Annotated in this window: 19 protein-coding genes and 1 other RNA gene; 12 read left to right on the plus strand and 8 right to left on the minus strand. The window is 65.2% G+C overall.

Going from position 1 to position 15,659, the window contains the following annotated elements; translation table 11 throughout:
* Nucleotides 1-7: 7 nt before the first annotated feature.
* Nucleotides 8-428: RNase P RNA component class A (gene rnpB / locus MLB1_RS19460), an RNA gene on the minus strand.
* A gap of 37 nt (nucleotides 429-465) precedes the next feature.
* Between rnpB and MLB1_RS19465 the strand changes: the two genes are divergently transcribed.
* Genes MLB1_RS19465 through MLB1_RS19500 form a run of 8 tightly spaced genes read left to right on the plus strand, consistent with a single transcriptional unit; the run spans nucleotide 466 to nucleotide 5,822 of the window.
* Nucleotides 466-849 carry a VOC family protein gene (locus MLB1_RS19465; protein WP_180751486.1) on the plus strand — a complete coding sequence of 128 codons (384 nt, stop codon included), beginning with the start codon at nucleotides 466-468 and terminating at the stop codon, nucleotides 847-849.
* Complete coding sequence (locus MLB1_RS19470; protein ID WP_180751487.1) at nucleotides 846-1,286, plus strand: helix-turn-helix transcriptional regulator; 441 nt, start codon at nucleotides 846-848, stop codon at nucleotides 1,284-1,286. Before MLB1_RS19465 ends, MLB1_RS19470 begins: the two co-directional genes overlap by 4 nt.
* Nucleotides 1,287-1,295: 9 nt before the next feature.
* Nucleotides 1,296-1,715: a VOC family protein gene (locus tag MLB1_RS19475; protein ID WP_180751488.1), complete on the plus strand. Its 420-nt coding sequence runs from the start codon at nucleotides 1,296-1,298 to the stop codon at nucleotides 1,713-1,715.
* A 52-nt stretch (nucleotides 1,716-1,767) separates the two neighbouring features.
* Complete coding sequence (locus tag MLB1_RS19480; protein ID WP_180751489.1) at nucleotides 1,768-2,688, plus strand: DUF4129 domain-containing protein; 921 nt, start codon at nucleotides 1,768-1,770, stop codon at nucleotides 2,686-2,688.
* Nucleotides 2,685-3,170: a hypothetical protein gene (locus MLB1_RS19485; RefSeq protein WP_180751490.1), complete on the plus strand. Its 486-nt coding sequence runs from the start codon at nucleotides 2,685-2,687 to the stop codon at nucleotides 3,168-3,170. The genes MLB1_RS19480 and MLB1_RS19485 overlap by 4 nt, the downstream gene beginning before the upstream one ends.
* Nucleotides 3,167-4,129 (plus strand): MoxR family ATPase, encoded by a 963-nt coding sequence (locus MLB1_RS19490; protein WP_180751491.1) that lies wholly within the window; start codon nucleotides 3,167-3,169, stop codon nucleotides 4,127-4,129. Before MLB1_RS19485 ends, MLB1_RS19490 begins: the two co-directional genes overlap by 4 nt.
* Entirely contained in the window at nucleotides 4,126-5,355 is a 1,230-nt protein-coding gene (locus tag MLB1_RS19495) for a DUF58 domain-containing protein (RefSeq protein ID WP_180751492.1), read from the plus strand. The genes MLB1_RS19490 and MLB1_RS19495 overlap by 4 nt, the downstream gene beginning before the upstream one ends.
* Nucleotides 5,352-5,822 carry a hypothetical protein gene (locus MLB1_RS19500; protein ID WP_180751493.1) on the plus strand — a complete coding sequence of 157 codons (471 nt, stop codon included), beginning with the start codon at nucleotides 5,352-5,354 and terminating at the stop codon, nucleotides 5,820-5,822. The genes MLB1_RS19495 and MLB1_RS19500 overlap by 4 nt, the downstream gene beginning before the upstream one ends.
* On the opposite strand, the gene MLB1_RS19505 is transcribed toward MLB1_RS19500, so the two are convergent.
* The 6 genes from MLB1_RS19505 to cobC all read right to left on the minus strand — a co-directional run bounded on the left by MLB1_RS19505 (nucleotide 5,789) and on the right by cobC (nucleotide 11,904).
* Nucleotides 5,789-6,988, minus strand: coding sequence for a DUF222 domain-containing protein (locus MLB1_RS19505; protein WP_180751494.1), 1,200 nt, complete (start codon nucleotides 6,986-6,988; stop codon nucleotides 5,789-5,791). The genes MLB1_RS19500 and MLB1_RS19505 overlap by 34 nt on opposite strands.
* Nucleotides 6,989-7,104: 116 nt before the next feature.
* Complete coding sequence (locus MLB1_RS19510; RefSeq protein WP_180751495.1) at nucleotides 7,105-7,899, minus strand: DUF2470 domain-containing protein; 795 nt, start codon at nucleotides 7,897-7,899, stop codon at nucleotides 7,105-7,107.
* A gap of 9 nt (nucleotides 7,900-7,908) precedes the next feature.
* Complete coding sequence (locus MLB1_RS19515) at nucleotides 7,909-9,018, minus strand: bifunctional RNase H/acid phosphatase (RefSeq protein ID WP_180751496.1); 1,110 nt, start codon at nucleotides 9,016-9,018, stop codon at nucleotides 7,909-7,911.
* Nucleotides 9,015-9,737: a C4-type zinc ribbon domain-containing protein gene (locus tag MLB1_RS19520; RefSeq protein WP_180751497.1), complete on the minus strand. Its 723-nt coding sequence runs from the start codon at nucleotides 9,735-9,737 to the stop codon at nucleotides 9,015-9,017. The genes MLB1_RS19515 and MLB1_RS19520 overlap by 4 nt, the downstream gene beginning before the upstream one ends.
* Nucleotides 9,734-10,879, minus strand: coding sequence for a Nif3-like dinuclear metal center hexameric protein (locus MLB1_RS19525; protein ID WP_180751498.1), 1,146 nt, complete (start codon nucleotides 10,877-10,879; stop codon nucleotides 9,734-9,736). The genes MLB1_RS19520 and MLB1_RS19525 overlap by 4 nt, the downstream gene beginning before the upstream one ends.
* Nucleotides 10,879-11,904: an Rv2231c family pyridoxal phosphate-dependent protein CobC gene (gene cobC, locus MLB1_RS19530; RefSeq protein WP_180751499.1), complete on the minus strand. Its 1,026-nt coding sequence runs from the start codon at nucleotides 11,902-11,904 to the stop codon at nucleotides 10,879-10,881. The genes MLB1_RS19525 and cobC overlap by 1 nt, the downstream gene beginning before the upstream one ends.
* 34 nt (nucleotides 11,905-11,938) lie before the next feature.
* Here cobC and MLB1_RS19535 point away from each other — a divergent pair, with 34 nt between their 5' ends.
* The 3 genes from MLB1_RS19535 to MLB1_RS19545 are packed head-to-tail and all read left to right on the plus strand — an operon-like array spanning nucleotide 11,939 to nucleotide 13,885.
* A complete protein-coding gene (locus MLB1_RS19535) occupies nucleotides 11,939-12,598 on the plus strand; it encodes an HAD-IA family hydrolase (protein WP_180751606.1) in 660 nt (219 codons plus the stop codon).
* Nucleotides 12,591-13,088 carry a low molecular weight protein-tyrosine-phosphatase gene (locus MLB1_RS19540; protein WP_180751500.1) on the plus strand — a complete coding sequence of 166 codons (498 nt, stop codon included), beginning with the start codon at nucleotides 12,591-12,593 and terminating at the stop codon, nucleotides 13,086-13,088. Before MLB1_RS19535 ends, MLB1_RS19540 begins: the two co-directional genes overlap by 8 nt.
* On the plus strand, nucleotides 13,088-13,885 hold the full coding sequence (locus tag MLB1_RS19545; protein ID WP_180751501.1) for an SURF1 family protein: 798 nt from the start codon (nucleotides 13,088-13,090) through the stop codon (nucleotides 13,883-13,885). Before MLB1_RS19540 ends, MLB1_RS19545 begins: the two co-directional genes overlap by 1 nt.
* On the opposite strand, the gene MLB1_RS19550 is transcribed toward MLB1_RS19545, so the two are convergent.
* Nucleotides 13,870-14,814 carry a cobalamin biosynthesis protein gene (locus MLB1_RS19550; protein ID WP_180751502.1) on the minus strand — a complete coding sequence of 315 codons (945 nt, stop codon included), beginning with the start codon at nucleotides 14,812-14,814 and terminating at the stop codon, nucleotides 13,870-13,872. The genes MLB1_RS19545 and MLB1_RS19550 overlap by 16 nt on opposite strands.
* 28 nt (nucleotides 14,815-14,842) lie before the next feature.
* Between MLB1_RS19550 and MLB1_RS19555 the strand changes: the two genes are divergently transcribed.
* A complete protein-coding gene (locus tag MLB1_RS19555; RefSeq protein WP_180751503.1) occupies nucleotides 14,843-15,655 on the plus strand; it encodes an oxygenase MpaB family protein in 813 nt (270 codons plus the stop codon).
* Nucleotides 15,656-15,659 lie beyond the last annotated feature (4 nt).

Raw genomic sequence — 15,659 nt, forward strand, 5'->3', positions numbered from 1 at the left:
TGCGAGGCGGGCGAGTTGGCCTGTAAGCCGGATCCTGTTCCACGCAGCCACGGGCTAGCCGCGGCCGCGTAGCGGCGACCATCCATCTGGGCACACCGTCGCCGGGTACCTCAAGCGGCCTACCCGGAAGTTCGGGCGAGCAGCCCTCGAACACTTCCGCAGCTGTGCAAGCACAGCCTTTTGGCCTTGCTTCGGGTGGGGTTTACCGAGCCGAACCGGTCACCCGGTCCGCTGGTGCGCTCTTACCGCACCGTTTCACCCTTACCACCGCTGACTCCCGAAAGACTCAGTGGTGGCGGTCTGTTTTCTGTGGCACTGTCCCGCGAGTCACCTCGGATTGCCGTTAGCAATCACCCTGCTCTGTGAAGTCCGGACTTTCCTCGTGTCGCGGGATATCTCCCGCAACGCGCAGCCGCCCGGCCAACTCGTCCGCGCGGTCATCTTACTCGTGACAAGCTCATCACCATGACGACAACGGCTCGGCTGGGCGCAATATCGATCGACTGTTCCGATCCAGCGGCGCTGGCCGGGTTCTACCAGCAGGTTCTTGACCTGGAGATTTTGTTCGAGAGCCCGGATATGGTCGCCTTGAAGGGCGCAGCCCTATTGCTGACGTTCCAGCGGGTGGCCGACCATCAGCCGCCGCAGTGGCCAGCAGGTGCGGTGCCGAAACAACTACACCTCGAGCTGGCAGCCGCAGACCTGGATGCCGAAGAGGCGCGCATCCTCGGCCTCGGCGCCACCAAGGCCGAAGTTCAACCCAATTCTGCCGGCTGGCGGGTGCTGATCGACCCGGCCGGTCACCCATTCTGCATCACCAACCTCATCCCAGAGGGCACCTATTCATGACTCAGGCGCCGCCGGCGCGATATCTACTCCGGGCCAAGGACCTGGTGGATTCGCGGTACGCCGATGACATCACCGTCACGGATCTGGCCACGGCCGCGGGGCTGTCCCGCGCACACTTCAGCCGAATGTTCAGTCGGACGTTCGGAGAGTCGCCGCACGCGTATCTGCAATCGCGACGGCTGGAGCGGGCGGCCGCGCTACTGCGGTACACCGATCACTCCGTTGCCGATATCTGTGTGGAGGTCGGCCTGCGCAGCGTCGGGTCATTTACCTCGACATTCACCCGCACCTTCGGCGTGTCCCCCACCGTCTATCGGGCGAGCATGCCGCCCGCGTCGACCTATGCCCGAGTGCCCGGCTGCATCCTGCGCATGCGCACCAGGCCGGATATGAAAACAGCACATATGGAGAAGACGGATGCCCTCGTGCGGCTCTAGCGTGGGCGCATGGCGAAAATCGGCAGTGTGCAATTGTGGGTTCACGACCAGGAGGCCGCGCTGGCGTTCTGGACGGAAAAGGTTGGCTTTGAAGTCCGTTCGGATGTGAGCATGCCGGAGCTGGGCGACTTCCGTTGGCTGGCGGTGGGTCCGCCCGGACAGCCCGATGTGGACATTGTGTTGATGGCGGTGCCCGGTGAACCGGTGATGGATGAGCCGACCCGCCAGTCGGTGCTCGACCTGGCCGCCAAGGGATTCGCGGGCACCGTGTTTCTCACCACCGATGATTGCAAGAAGTCCTACGAGGAGATGTCGGCGCGCGGCCTCGAATTCGCCGAGAAGCCCGAAACACGGCCCTACGGAATAGATTCGGCGTTCCGCGACCCATCCGGCAATCACATCCGAATGGTGGAGCGCAGCATTTACTAGCTCCTTCTCGAGATCTAGGGACTGAATGGTCGTCGTCGTGCAACGATGAGGCATGAACGGTGCCAACAGGCCGCTCATTCGAGTGGCCGGGCTCATCGTCCTTGTCGCGCTATCGGTCGTCGCCCTGCGCAGCTATCTGCCGGACGCGAAGGCACTCCCTCAACCCGAACAACCTCGGGATGAGGTTCACTCAATAGCCTTGCAGCTCTTGCTATGTGGTGCCCTATCCATTCTCATACTGCTGAGCCTTCGTCGGCGACGCCAGCAGCCAGCGCTCGCCGCGGGCCCGTCGTATTTGCGGTTGCGGGGTCTGAGCCGACGCGAAGCGATCATCGCCCTCGTGGGCACGCTTCTCCTGGTCGGCGCGCTCTGGACGTCGCTCTATCTGACCAGGCCAACGGGGGAAAATCCCGTGCGGGAGCCGGCCTCAAGTACCTCGGAACCGAGGCGGGCAGATAGCACCGAGCCGCGTCAGGCCCCACGCGCCAAACCCGAACGGGAGCAGCCCGACACGCCACTGTTGATCCTCGGCGCGGTGTTGGTCGGTATGGCCGTCATGGTCCTTGTGTTGAGGGGGCGCGCGCCGGACGCCGCCGTCGGCGGCATTGCTCAATCCGCGGCACCCGAAGGCGCTGATACGACGTCCGGATCCCTGGCCCATCTCGTTGAGCTCGGCCTCGCTGAGGTCGCCGAACCGGGGCGCGATCCGCGCGCATCGATCATTGCGTGTTACGCGGCAATGGAGCAGGGACTCACCGCGGCACCCGATGCGGCACCACTCGCGTCAGACACCCCATCGGAAGTCTTGCAGCGGGCAGTCCATATCGGTGCACTCCAGTCCCACGCGGGCACACAGCTTGTCTCACTCTTCTCGGAAGCTCGATTCAGCCCGCACCAGATGACCCAAACCGACCGCGAATCCGCCGCGCGGTGGCTGCAAACCGTGTTGGACGACCTTCGGAGCAGACAGTGAAATGGCTGGTGCCGGCCGCGCTGCTGCTGGTGATCGTGACCGAGGCGAGTGTGGCTGCGACCCCGCTGCGCGCGCTCACCCTTCCGGTCACCGGCGTTGTTGTGGCCGTCGCGCTGTACTTGCTGTGGACGCAGGTGCGAATCCCACCTGACCCCAAGCCCTTGGACGCGCTAGGCCCCCAGGCGGATGAGACGTTGCAGCGATGGCTTGCCCGCGCCGAGGCGAGGATCAGTTGGGCCGAACGGACCCGTGGCGATTGGGATCGGCACCTGCGTCCGCTCATCGCGGCGGACTTCCAGACGGCGGCGGGTCAGCGCCAGTCCAAAGATCGAGCTGCGCTCGCCGCGACCGGTCGCATGACATTTGGCCCCGAGTTATGGCTCTGGGTCGATCCGAATGGCGCGTCGTACGCGGACCGCGCTGATCCCGCTCCCGGCCGCGCCGTACTGCAGTCGATACTCGAACGATTGGAACAGATGTGACGACACTTCCGGTCACCGTCGCGACCCAGCACGCGGATGCGGTACTGAACGAGATCGGACGTGTGGTTGTCGGCAAACGCGATGCGTTACAACTCATTCTGCTGACCATCCTCGCGCGCGGTCATGTGCTCATCGAGGATCTGCCGGGCCTGGGCAAGACGTTGATCGCCCGGTCGTTCGCGGCCGCCTTGGGTCTGGATTTCGCCCGGGTGCAATTCACTCCCGATCTGTTGCCCGCGGATCTGCTGGGTTCCACGATCTACGACATGTCGTCCGGGCTGTTCGAATTCCGGACCGGGCCGATCTTCACGAACCTCCTACTGGCGGACGAAATCAACCGAACCCCACCCAAGACGCAGTCGGCACTGCTTGAAGCGATGGCAGAGGGTCAGGTCAGCATCGACGGTGAAACTCGGAGGCTGCCAACACCGTTCGTTGTGCTGGCAACGGATAATCCGATTGAGTACGAGGGAACCTATCCGTTACCGGAGGCTCAGCTTGACCGATTCGCGGTCCGGCTCGAACTGGGTTACCTCACCGAGGACCTTGAGATCGAAATGCTGCAGCGTCGATTGACGCGGGGATCAGCGCAGCAGACGGTGTCGCAAGTGGTCGCCGCCGAAGACCTCATCATGATGCGAGAGGCGGTCGAACAGGTTTCGGTGCATCCGGACGTCCTTCGCTACGTCGTCGCCCTGGCCGCGGCGACGCGCAATCACTCGCATGTCGAGGTTGGTGCCAGCCCGCGCGCCGAGCTCGACCTGGTGCAGATGTCACGGGCCCGAGCCATGCTGTTGGGGCGTGACTTCGTGATCCCCGAGGATGTCAAGGCGCTCGCAGTGCCCGCGGTGGCGCACCGCATCAGTCTGCGCCCCGAGATGTGGGTGCGCCGCATCACCGGCGCGCACGTGGTCGACGAGCTGCTCCATCGACTGCCGGTACCGCGGGCATCCGGATGATCGGTTGGCGCGCTTCCCCGCTGATATCGGCACTGGCCGCCTGCACCGCCGTCGCGCTGGCGCTCGCGGTAATCGCCGGGCGGTGGCAGCTGATCCTGTTCGCGGCGCCGTTCCTCGGCATTCTCGTCGGCGCCGCCAGAAAGCCTGCGGAGGCCCGGGCATGGGCGTCGGATATTCCAGATCCATTGCGGTGCTTGGAGTCTGAGACGGTGACCTTCACCGCATCGGTCGAGTCGAGCGATTCGGCCGTGGTCTACCGGCTGCGACCCGTGCACATCGATGGTCTGCAGATCACAGTGGACGAGGCGACCGCGCCCAACCAGGTGACGATGCATGTGTCGGCCCCGCGATGGGGCCGGTACACCATTGCGGTTGAGGTTCATACGGTGTCGACATCCGGGCTCTGGGTTGGCGCTCCGATCCCGCTTTCTGTCGCCGAGTTGCGTGTGTATCCATCCGCGGACCCGCAGGATGTCGCGCTACCACCTGCCGAGCTACCCGATCGAATCGGCACACATCTGACGAGACACCATGGGTCTGGCGTCGAGTACGCGGATATCCGTGAGTATGTCCCGGGCGACTCTCTGCGGACGGTCAATTGGCGAGTCAGCGCGCGACGGGGACGCTTACATGTCACCGACCGGCTCACGGACCGCGCAGCCGATCTCGTTGTTCTCATCGACGCCTATCCGCAGCCGTTGGGCCCGGCGACCACGGCGACCGAGCGATCCGCGCGCGGTGCGGCGCAGCTCGTGCAGTCGGTGTTGCAGCGCGGCGACCGCGCGGGCGTTGTCGTGTTGGGCAGTGCACCGCGGTGGCTTTCTCCTGATATAGGCCGTCACCAGTTCTACCGCGTGCTTGATGCCGTTCTCGATGCCGAAGAGTGGCATTCGCAAAGCACCAGCGCGCTTGCCCCACGTGCCGCGATGCCGCCCAACTCGATCGTCGTGGCATTTTCCACCCTTTTGAATGCCGATTTCGGCCTTGCGCTTACCGACCTTCGGCGACGCGGGCACCCCGTCCTGGTAGTTGATGTGCTCGATCGCTTGCCATTTCGTGTAGAACCAGATCCGATCGTCGCGCGTTGGTGGCGGTTGGAGCGCTCGCGGATGTACCGCAACATCGCCGTGACGGGTGTCGATGTGATCGCCTGGAGCCAGGACGCCGGACTCAACCACGCGATGCATCTCATACCGCAGCGCCAACGAATCGGACGGCGCAGATGAACGTACGCGCGATAGTCGCTGCCGCTCTCGGCCTCTTGATGGTGACAGCAGCGGTCGGTGGGATCACAAAATATGCTGTACCGGTAGCGGTTTGCGCGACGGTCTTGGTTCTCGCCGGTCTTCGGTTTCGGATAGCCGCGATACTCGCGGTGCTATCGGCCATCGGTGCATTGGCGCTGGGTAACACTCCCGCAGTGTTGGCAACGCTCTCCGGCCTCACGGCCGCGACCTATCTGCTCACCGCCTATCCCCTGCACTTGCCCTCCGCCGTCATTGCCGTCAGAAATGAGGTGATCATTCCCGCGCTGCTGTTCGCATGCGCGGCATTGCTCGCCACCGCACTACCCGTGCAGGGACAGTCCTGGCTGCCGTTCATCGTGCCGGTCACGGTCGTACTTATCTATGTCGTCGCCGTGTGGCCATTTACCCGGATCTACCCAGGCAGTGGTGGCGCCGTGGACCGATAGACGGTTCCCGTCGGTGTCGTGATCTCGACGGTGTGCCGATCCGGACCGAGCACAGACGTTGCGTTCCAACCCGGCGCCTCTTTGACGTAGTTGCATCGCTCGCAGAGGCCTTGACCGTTGTCGAATGAGGTCGCCCCACCCCGTGCACTCCCGACGACATGATCGTGGTGGCGAATCGGAGCATCACAGTACGGTGTGCGGCAGGTTTGGTCGCGGAGGTCGATCAGCTCGGCCAATCCCTTGGGGAACAGGCGACTTCGCGAATCTGAGGTCACCAAGGCACCCGTGCCACAGCATCGATACAACCGCCGCGCGAGGACCTTCGCACCGGCACTGACGGCATCGGAAATGAGCCTGCGCGCCACTCCCGCAGGGACAGGTCCGTGACCCGCGATAGTGGCGGGCTCGACACCCCCGCCAAGTAGGGCCTCATCGGAGATCGTGATGTTCACGCCGATGGGCACAGCCTCGGCGGTTGATACGCCGGTCACCCGTTCCACCAGGGTGTCGGCCATGATCTGCCCTTGGCCGCGAACAGGATCCATTGATGTATCGGCGGCCCGTTTGAGAGCCGCGTACACAGCCACTCCCTGTTTCACCGGCAGCAGTGCCGTCAGGTAGGTCATGGTGTCGGGTGCAGGACGGATGGATACTCGGCGTTCACTCTCCGCTCGACGTGCACGGCGCACCACGGCCTCGGCATCCAGCCGATAGGCCAGGCGTTTCGCCTCTGCGGTGAGCCTGGCATCGCCCATTCCGTGCAGCCACGCCACGTCCGCGCACATCTCGACGTCGATCTTCTGCCGGTCCTCGACGGCGAGGTAGGCGGTTTCGCGCACCAGAATCGTCGCGCGCCATTCGTTGAGCGCGCCGCACTCCAATGCCGCGAGCGTGTGAGGCATCTCGTGGACGAGCGCCTTCGCGAAGCCGAGGTGACGGCTGCCACGGGCCGGCGAATCCTGCCGCGCCAAGGCCACCTCCGCGGATACTCCCATCCCCTGCCGACGCCGAGGCACTCCCTTGGCGGCCTCATCCGCGCGGCGGGCACGGTCGAGCAGCACCGTGGCATGAGCTTGCTCCGCGGCAGCCGCGGCCTTCATCCGCTCCAGCTCGGCGATTCGGTCGACGAGCCGGGCCGCCTCGGCAGCTGGATCGGTGGGGAACATGCCATCACGTTACTCGAACGTACGTTCGAGTAACGATCGGATCATGCTGTTATCCACAGTCATTCGAGCAATCTTCAAGTTATCCACAATCTCACTGATTGGCGGAAACCAACGCCCTAACGTGCTAGCTGCGCCAGCTGCACCGTGGCGAGCCGTAGGTCGTCGATCGAATCAATCGGATCGACGTATCCGACTCGGGTCACCGCCCACCCCCGCGGAGTGCTCACCCTGATGTCCAACCCGTACCGGTCCGCCCGCTCACAGCGCGCCGCGGTAGCGTCCGGATATCCGCCCAGTCGTTGCGCCATATCGAGCAGCGCCTGCCCATGGTCATCGTTGAGGTGACTAATGGCACCGGCGGCGTTGGTGGAGACGGGATCCGATGAGGCCGAATGGTATTCGGCACCACTTGTCGAGTCCATGCGGCCATAGCCACCAACCCAACGCACTCGGTCAACCGCCAGGAGCCAGACGGTGAAGTCGCTGTACTCGATGTAGTAACGAGCGGCCGGCACCGCGGCGATATGCGCCTCTCGCGCCGCGGGTAACTCTTCCGGACTCGGCTGGCGCACCGCCCCGGCGAGGGTGATCCGGGTATTGGCGAGCGGGTCCTCGGGCGGGTTGGGCGCCACGATCGAAACACTTGCCCTGGCATCACGCATCAGGTTGCGGCCGTGCTCGGCCATTCGCGAGACGCACAGCACCGGATCCCCGTCCAGCAGCCCGTAGGTGACCAGCGAAGCCCAGGGGTCACCCTCGGCGGACAGAGTCGCAAGCGTCGCGATGTTCGTGGACGCCGCGACGGTTCGGGCCTCCTCCGCGGCCGATGGTCTAGCCGGATTGGCAACGTCTGTCAGGGGTGGGGCGATGGTGGGCGCATCGCCCGGATCGCCGTGATCGCGAGAGGCCATGGCGACAGCCTAAGTCAAGTACGACGTCTCGTTCATCAGTCGGACCGATGCCGGCCCGTCCGAATAGAACTCGGCGATGCTCAGCGAGGCCAAATCCAGGTGCAGCCGGTATAACAGACTGGGCCCGGCGTCGAGCGCCAGGCGCAGCAGCGTCTTGATGGGCGTGACATGAGAGACCACCAAAACCGTTGCGCCACCGTGCTCGGCGATGATCCGGTTGCGGGCCCGCCGCACCCGGTGGTGCACGGTGTCGAAGCTCTCCCCTTCTGGCGGAATCACCGAGGTATCGCTGAGCCAGCGGCCGTGCAGCTCCGGATCACGTTCGGCCGCTTCGGAGAACGTCAAACCCTCCCATGTACCGAAGTCTGTTTCGATCAGATCGTCATCGACGGTGTACGGAACCCCAAGCGCATCGGCGGCCGCGGCCGCAGTCTCGCGGGCGCGACTCAATGGTGAGCTGATGACGGCCGAGATGCCGCCGCGGCCTGCGAGGTATCGCGCTGCCATTGCGGCCTGCTCGCGACCAAGTTCCGTCAGCTCGGGGTTTCCGCGTCCCGAGTAGCGGCGCTGCACCGAAAGTTCCGTCTGCCCATGGCGTAACAACAGCATCCGAGTGGGCTTGCCGCGCGCCCCGGTCCAGCCCGGTGCGGTATCAGCCGGCTTGGCCTTGGGCTCTGCGGCTTCCTTGGACTTCTTCGGCTGCTTTGGTTCGATGCCGCTGGCGCGGTCCATCGCCTCGTTGGCCAGCCGGTCGGCGTGCTTATTGCGTTCTCGCGGAATCCACTTGTAATTGACCGATTCGAACTGCATGGCCGCAGTGACGGCCTGCCGGTACAAAGTGATGAGGTCGGGATGCTTGACCTTCCACCTGCCGGACATCTGCTCGACAACGAGCTTGGAGTCCATCGAGACGCTCACCTCGGTGGCGCCGAGCCGTGCCGCCTCGGCGAGTCCCGCTATCAGACCGCGGTATTCGGCCACATTGTTGGTCGCGTGACCGATCGCCTCGCACGCCTCCCCCAATACCGTCTCGTGATCCGGGGCGAACACCACCGTGCCATACCCGGCCAATCCCGGGTTGCCACGCGAACCACCATCAGCCTCGACAAGAACCTTCACAGACGTACCAGGACCGCGCCGCACTCGGGGCACCGCAGTACCTCGTCGGCGTCGGCCGTCGAGATCCGTGCCAGCTCACCGCGATCCAGCTCAATGCGGCAGGCGCCACACTTATTGCCCTGTAGCAATCCCGCGCCCGGAGCACCCGAACGACGTTGGCGTTCATAGGTTTCCAGCAACGGACCATCAATTGAGGCCATCAGACCGTCACGTCGCTGTCGGGAACGGTTTTCCTCGGCGTCTATGTCGATGTCGACCGCACGCTGGATCCGTTCGATTTCCGCGATCCTCTCGGCGACCTTGTCGGCATTCGCCTGTGCCGAGACCTGTTGAGCCTGGAGCTCCTCACGGCGCTCCATCAACTCCAGTTCGGAATCCTCCAGGCTGGACTGGCGACGCTCCAGGGTGTCGAGCTCATGCTGAATCTCAGTGAGTTCCTTCGGGTTCACACTCCCCGAGGCCAACAACGAGCGGTCCCGATCCTCCCGCTGCCGGACAGCGGTCACCTCGGCGTCCAGCTTGGCCACCTTGGCATCCAGGTCCTCCAGCGCGAGGCCGAGTGCACCCACCTCGTCGAGAATGGGCCGCTGCTGCGCCTGCAACTCCTCGCGTTCCTGACGTTCCAACGGATTCGCCCGCCGGTGCGCGATGCGCGTCAGTTCGGCGTCCACCGAGGCCAAATCGACCAGTAGACGTTGTTGCGCTGCAACGGCTTTCATACTGTTACTTCCTTCTCTGGGCCACCCAGCGTCCACGGGTCGGTACGTATCGGTGATATCCGGGTCGTGAGCTTCTCCGCGAATTCGGCGTCGAGCACCCGTGCCGCCTGCGCACACCACGGAAACTCGCTGGCCCAGTGGGCTACGTCGACCAGGGCAACACTACTTGCCCGGGCATGCTCGTCCGCGGGATGGTGCCGCAGGTCTGCGGTGACATACGCGTCAACCCCCGATCCGACGGCAGTGCTCAACAAAGAGTCACCCGCGCCGCCGCAGACGGCGACGGTCTCGATCACCGCATCCGGATCGCCTGCCGCTCGGGTTCCCCACACGGTTTCGGGAAGCGCGGCGCCGACACGGGATACGAAGTCACGTAGGGGCTCCGGTGTAGTCAGCACACCCACGCGGCCCAGACCCGTGCCTGCCGGTGCGGGGGCCATCGGCAGCACGTCGATGGCGGGTTCCTCGTAGGGATGGGCGGCCCGGATCGCGGCGAACAGCCCGCACCGCAATCGCGACGGGGCAACCATTTCCACCCTGTCCTCGACGACCTGCTCCAGTACACCATGCGTGCCGATGGTCGGATCGGAACCCTCCAACGGCCGGAACTGGCCGGTGCCCGTGACACTCCACGAGCAGTCGGAGTAGTCGCGGATGTGGCCTGCTCCGGCATCGAACATCGCGCGGCGCACCGCATCCGCGGATGCGATGGGCACAAACACGACCCACTTATCATAGGCGGCGAGCTGCGGCGACAGTACCGAGGTCACCGTCAGCCCGAGGGCCTCGGCAAGGGCGTCGGATACACCGGGGCTCGCCGAGTCCGCGTTGGTGTGCGCGGTGAAGAGCGCGCCGCCCGACCGGATGAGACGATGGATCAGGGCGCCCTTCGGCGTACTGGCTGCCACCGTGTCCACACCGCGCAGCAGCAGCGGGTGATGCGCCAACAGTAGATGCGAACCGGTTGCAGCGCTGTCCATCTCGTCGAGTACAGACGCCGTCGCATCGACGGCGATGGTCACCGTATCGATCTGCTGGTCAGGGTCGCCGCAGACCAAGCCCACCGAATCCCAGGATTCGGCAAGCGCCGGCGGATACGCTCCGTCGAGCACGCCGATGATGTCCGCGAGCCGCACACCCACTAGAGAATCTCCTTCATCGCTTCCACCAGCTCCGGCCATTCGGATCGCACCGCGACCCGCAGATAGTTCCCATCCAGACCCACGAAGGTGTCGCAGCGGCGGACAGCGATGTTCTTCATCGCCAGGTGTTTGCGCATCAGCTCCGCATCGGGCACAGCCACCAGCAGGAACGGCGCGGATCCCGCGGTGACAGCCAACCCCAATCCACACAGGGCCTCGGCCTGCTGCTTCCGTGTGTCGACGAGACGCTCCGTGTCCAGCGCTGCGTGCTCCACCGCCTCTGGGGTGTTGCAGGCCGCAAGGGCTTCGAGTTGCAGTGTGCCCAAAGGCCAATGCGCACGCCCAAGCGCAAGCCTTCGCAACACCTCGGGATCACCCACCGCATAGCCGGCGCGCAATCCGGCGAGCGCCCACGTCTTGGTCAGGCTGCGCAGCACCACAAGGCCGGACAACCGCAGTGACGCCAACGACTCCGGCTCGCCGGGCACAGCATCCATGAAGGCCTCGTCGATCACCAGGATCCGTCCAGGGCGACCCAGCCCCAGCAGGTCCTCGCGACAGTGCAGCACAGAGGTCGGATTAGTGGGGTTACCGATGACCACCAGATCGGCGTCCTCGGGCACGGCCGCGCAATCGATCGCGAACGGTGGCGGCAGCACCACATGGTCGATCGGGATACCGGCCTCGGCTAGGACGGCCTCAGGCTCGGTGAAGCCCGGCGCGAACACCGCCGCCCGCCGCGGATTCAGGCGGGGCAACATCGCGAAGCCCTCGGCGGCTCCGGCCAGCAGCAGCACCTCATCGATCGGGCGGCCGTGACGGTCGGCGATCGCGCAGATTGCGCGTTCCTCGTCGGCACGGCGCGGGTAACTGCCCAACTCGTCGAGGCGGGCCGCGAGCCGTTCACGCAGCCACGGCGGCGGCGCGGCAGCGCGCACATTCACAGCGAAGTCCAGGACGCCGGGAGTCAGCGCCTGGTCGCCGTGGTAGCGCGCTGCTCGGCTACCTGTCCCGTGCCCATTCATGTCTCGACACTAATGTAGGGGGGTGGCTCCTCCGATGCTGGTGATCTTCGATCTCGACGGCACCTTGACCGACTCAGCACCGGGAATCGTCTCGAGTTTCCGTCATGCGCTCAGCCACGTCGGAGCTCCCGAGCCCGCTGGCGACCTCACGTCTCGGGTGGTCGGACCACCGATGCACGTCACACTTGGCTCGATGGGGCTTGGCGACCGGGCCGATGACGCGATAGCGGCATACCGCGCCGACTACGGCGAACGTGGATGGGCCGTCAATGAGATGTTCGACGGTGTCCGCGAGGTCCTGAGCGGTTTGCAGGCCGCCGGGGTACCGATGGTGGTGGCGACGTCCAAGTCCGAACCGATCGCACGCCGCATCCTGGACCACTTCGAGCTCACCCAGTTCTTCGAGGTGATTGCCGGGGCGAGCCCGGACGGCGCCCGGTCCGGTAAGGCCGAAGTGATCGCGCACGCGCTGTCCCAGTTGGACGAGGTTCCTTCGGTCGGTGTGGTGATGGTCGGCGACCGGGTGCACGATGTCGAGGGCGCGGCCGCGCACGGTATCGGCACCGTGATCGTCGACTGGGGTTATGGAGCAACCGATTTCGATGATGAGGCGGTGAGCTCCGGCGATCTTTCTCGGTGGATCATCGGGCGGGTGGGCACCCCGCAGGAGCTGCGGGAGGAGCTTCATGTCTGAATCTCACGGTCTTCACGTCACCTTCGTGTGCACCGGAAACATCTGCCGCTCTCCGATTGCCGAGAAGATGCTGGCCCATCAGCTGGCCGAGCGAGGTCTTGGCGATCGAGTCCGGGTGACCAGTGCCGGCACCGGAGACTGGCATGCCGGGAATCCCGCCGACGAACGCGCTGTCAGCGTGCTGGCCGAACACGGCTATCCAACGGATCACCGTGCGGCCCAGGTGGACGACGATCATCTGAGCGCTGATCTCATTATTGCCTTGGCGCGCAACCACTCCCGGATGCTGCTGCATTTGGGCGCTGACCCCGAGCGGGTGCGGTTGCTGCGGTCGTTCGATCCGCGGGCCAGCCGGGCGGCTCTGGATGTCGAGGACCCGTACTACGGCAACCGCGACGATTTTGTCGACGTGCTCTCGGTGATCGAAGCAGCGATGCCCGGTCTGCACGAGTGGGTCGACAAGTCGCTCGCGGAGCGTGAGAACACCTGATGCGTCGGCTCGCGTTTCTGCTGCGTCCTGGCTGGATTGCCTTGGCGCTGGTGGTCATCGCATTCGCATATCTGTGTTTCACGGTGCTGGCGCCATGGCAGCTGGGTAAGAACACCAAGACCTCGCGGGAAAACGACCGCATCGCCCACTCGGTGAGCGCCGATCCGGTGCCGCTGAAAGGCGAGCTCCGGCCTGACTATTCGATGCCCGAGGACTCCGAGTGGCGTCGTGTGACGGCGACCGGTCATTATCTGCCGGACCGTCAGGTGCTGGCCCGCTTGCGGGTGGTCGATGCCAAACCGGCCTATGAGGCGCTGACGGTCTTCCAGGTCGACGGCGGACCCGCGATTCTGGTGAACCGCGGCTATGCGCGGCCCGAGCAGGGCACCGCCGCGCCCCCGATACCCGCGGCACCATCGGGGCAGGTGACCATCTCGGCGCGGCTGCGGGAGTCCGAACAGCAGTCGGAGAAGGCGCCATTCATGGAAAACGGCGAATACCAGGTGTATTCGATCGTCCCGGACCAGGTGTCGACACTGCTGAAAATTCCGTTGGCAGGGCCCTATCTGCAGCTGGCGGAAGATCAGCCGGGCGGCTTGGGGGTCATCTCGCTGCCGCAGTTGGATGCGGGGCCGTTCCTGTCTTACGGCATCCAGTGGATCGCCTTCGGAATTCTCGCGCCAATTGGACTGGGATACTTCGCGTTCTCCGAGATCAAGCAGCGCCGCGCCGCGGCCAAACCCAATGCGCTGCAGACCACTGAAGAGCGGATTGCCGACCGTTACGGTCGGCGCTGACACAGCGCCGCAATCACCGCGGCGACGGCCGTCACATTCTGGACAGCACGCGAAAGCCGCACCGCCTCATGCACATCACCAGTTCTGGGGGCGATGCCGCGTCCCAGGGTGGGACGTATCTCCTCGCCGTACGGGTATCGGACGGGGCCGCCGAGGCGTACGCCAAGAGCTCCCGCGAATGCCGCTTCCGCGACACCGGCGTTGGGGCTGGGATGGCTTTGTCCGTCACGCAGGCACACGCGCAGCGCGGCGACCGCCGAGCCGCCGAGGAACGGAGCCGCACCTGCCGTGACCAGCGCGGTGATCCTGGCGGGCAACAGGTTCATCAAGTCGTCTAACCGTGCTGCCGCCCAACCGAATCGCAGGTATCTGGCCGATTTGTGGCCGATCATCGCATCCAGGGTGTTGGCCGCACGGTAGGCCAGCAGCCCGGGCACGCCGGCGATCGCGGCCCATACAAGCGGGCCGGTGTGCGCATCGGAGGTGTTCTCTGCCAGGGATTCCACGGTGGCGCGGGCGATGCCGGCTGCGTCGAGGAGGCTCGGGTCGCGGCCGCATAGGGACGGCAGCAGCGCGCGGGCGTCGTCGATGTCGTTGTCGTACAGGTGTTCCGACATGTGGGCGCCGACCCGGACCAGAGAGGTCCCGCCGAGAGTGGCCCAGGTCGCGGCGGCAGTCACGACGACGGTGGCCGTTTCGGAGCGACGCGCCGCGCGTTCGGCGGCCCATCCGGCGACGGTGACGGCGGTGACCAGCGCAGAGGTATGGACGGCGCCTGCGAGCCTGGTGTCGCGGTAGGTGAACGTCTCGAATGCCCCGGCGGCTTGGCCGAACCCGGCGACCGGGTGGAACCGTTGCGGGTCGCCGAAGCACCGGTCCAATGCGTAGCCGAGGGCAATACCCGCGGCGCGGGATCCTCGACGCGACACGTCGTCACTGTATAGAATTTGCTGTGCAATGAAGCACTCCCCTGCCAGGCTTGTCGACCTGGTCAACCCGGCGTCGTTGCTGTTGCCTGCCTCGAACGTGATCATGCAGCTGTCCCATCCGGGTGTCGGGTATGGAGTGTTGGAAAGCCCCGTCGACAGCGGCAACGTCTACAAGCACCCGTTCAAACGCGCACGCACCACGGGCGCGTTTCTGGCCGTAGCGACTATGGGCAACCGCGCCGACCGCGAGGTCATCAAGCGGGGTATCGACGCCGTGCATCGACAGGTGCGTTCGACGCCCCAGAGCCCGGTGAAGTACAACGCGTTCGATCCGGACCTGCAGCTGTGGGTCGCGGCGTGCCTGTACCAGTACTACGTGCAGGCCCACGAGGCGCTGCACGGTCCGCTCGATGATGCGACGGCCGATGAGATCTATCGCGACGGGGCTCGGATCGGCACCGCCTTGCAGGTGCGGCCCGAGGCGTGGCCGCCCGACCGGGATGCGTTCAACGACTACTGGAAGCGCTCGCTCGATGAGCTCCGCATCGATGCGCCGGTACGCGAGCACCTGCTGGGTGTGGCGTCGTTCAAGATGCTGCCGTGGCCGCTGCGGATGGCCGGACGATTCAATCTGTTTGCGACCAAAGGGTTTCTGCCTCCAGAGTTCCGAGAGCTGTTGCGGGTGCCTTGGACGGAGCGCGACCAACGGCGCTTTGACGGATTGCTCGGCGCGCTGCGGGTGGCCGATCGACTGGTGCCTACGCAGCTATGGACGTTGTCCTATGCCGTTCTCATCTGGGACATGCGATTACGCGAGCGCATGGGTAAGCCGGTCGTCTAGGCTC

Source organism: Mycobacteroides sp. LB1 (assembly GCF_013449725.1).
GTDB lineage: Bacteria > Actinomycetota > Actinomycetes > Mycobacteriales > Mycobacteriaceae > Mycobacterium.